The organism is Micrococcus sp. ACRRV (genome assembly GCF_022346985.1).
GTDB classification, from domain to species: Bacteria; Actinomycetota; Actinomycetes; order Actinomycetales; family Micrococcaceae; genus Micrococcus; species Micrococcus porci.
The window spans coordinates 1-1,156 of the sequence record NZ_JAKRNH010000208.1 but is presented as its reverse complement, the minus strand read 5'-3'; the positions used below and the strand labels follow the sequence as shown (position 1 = coordinate 1,156).

General features: G+C 64.8%; 1 protein-coding gene. It reads left to right on the top strand.

The features are described from left to right. Nucleotides 1-275: 275 nt before the first annotated feature. Nucleotides 276-827: a hypothetical protein gene (locus tag MHY29_RS12140; RefSeq protein ID WP_239241575.1), complete on the top strand. Its 552-nt coding sequence runs from the start codon at nucleotides 276-278 to the stop codon at nucleotides 825-827. Nucleotides 828-1,156 lie beyond the last annotated feature (329 nt).

Genomic DNA, 1,156 nt, shown 5'->3' with positions numbered 1-1,156 from the left:
GGTGATGTCCTTTCGAGAGTGCTGTGGAAGGTTCACTCGAAGGCTCCCACGGTGACCGCGTCCGCGTGGGGGACGGTGTTGGCGGCCGGGGAGGGTTACACCACTATCAGGGACTCAACTCCGCGTTCCAGATGTGACCGGTGTGGATGCTCCCAGCTTGCTCCATGGCCCCCTCCTTCAGTACCTGGACACGGCCAAGATCGGACATGACAAAGACGGGTTTAGCGCCCCTGGAAGCAGAAGCAGCTGGCAGACGAGAGGTCACTATGAAGCTGATGGACTTCGAGCAGCTCAGCGAGCGTGCGGTGGAGTGGAACCTGAGCCGCGATCGAGCCCTCCGGGGGTTCCTTGGCCACCCACTTGTGGTGCGGCTGGGTTGGCCGGATGACGTGATAGAGCAGTGGCTGTTCGACCACGCAGGCCACGGGGCGTTCCACGTCGACTACGGACACATCAACCTCAACGAGATCACCTGGACCCTTGAGCGGCTCGACACGTCTCTTTTGCTCGAGGTGCGTACTGGTGCTTCCGAGGAGGGCGCCATCGAAGCTTGGGCCGAATGCCACGAGCATGCGGTCCGTATCCGGGCTACCTTCGGCTCCCCGGCGCACATGGGCATCCGGGAGAAGTGGCACAAGGAGGGCACCTGGCTTCGGCCACCGCTGCTGATCGAGCGAGCCTTGGTCAGGGAGGGGCTTGCCGGGCTTCAGCTGGTCGAAGGCCGCACCCGCGTGGGCGTCCTGCGCGGACGCTATGCCGACAAACTCTTCGTGGCGGACACCCACCTGGCATGGGTGGGTCGGAGGAACTCAACGGGCTTCCCCTGACGGTCGACTGTCCTTGGCGGGGGCGGGGTGGGGCGCAGTGCGCGGGGGACGCCTCGCCATGCGACGAGGTTGTTGTCGAGGAGCACCTGAACCTTGCGCTGGAGCTGGTCGTTGTCCCAACCCATGGCCGCCCCCAGCTCGTACCACCCGGGACCCTTCTTGTTCTCGATCCAGTAGCGGCCGACCCACAGGACCGCCTTGGCCTGTTCGGGTCTGCCGTGAGTTTGGTTGACATCTGATCTGTGGTCCCGGGAGGGACTGCTGGAAGGATGACCCCATGCCCGCTGCATACCCCCGGGAGTTCCGCCAGGACGTGGTCGCGATCGCCC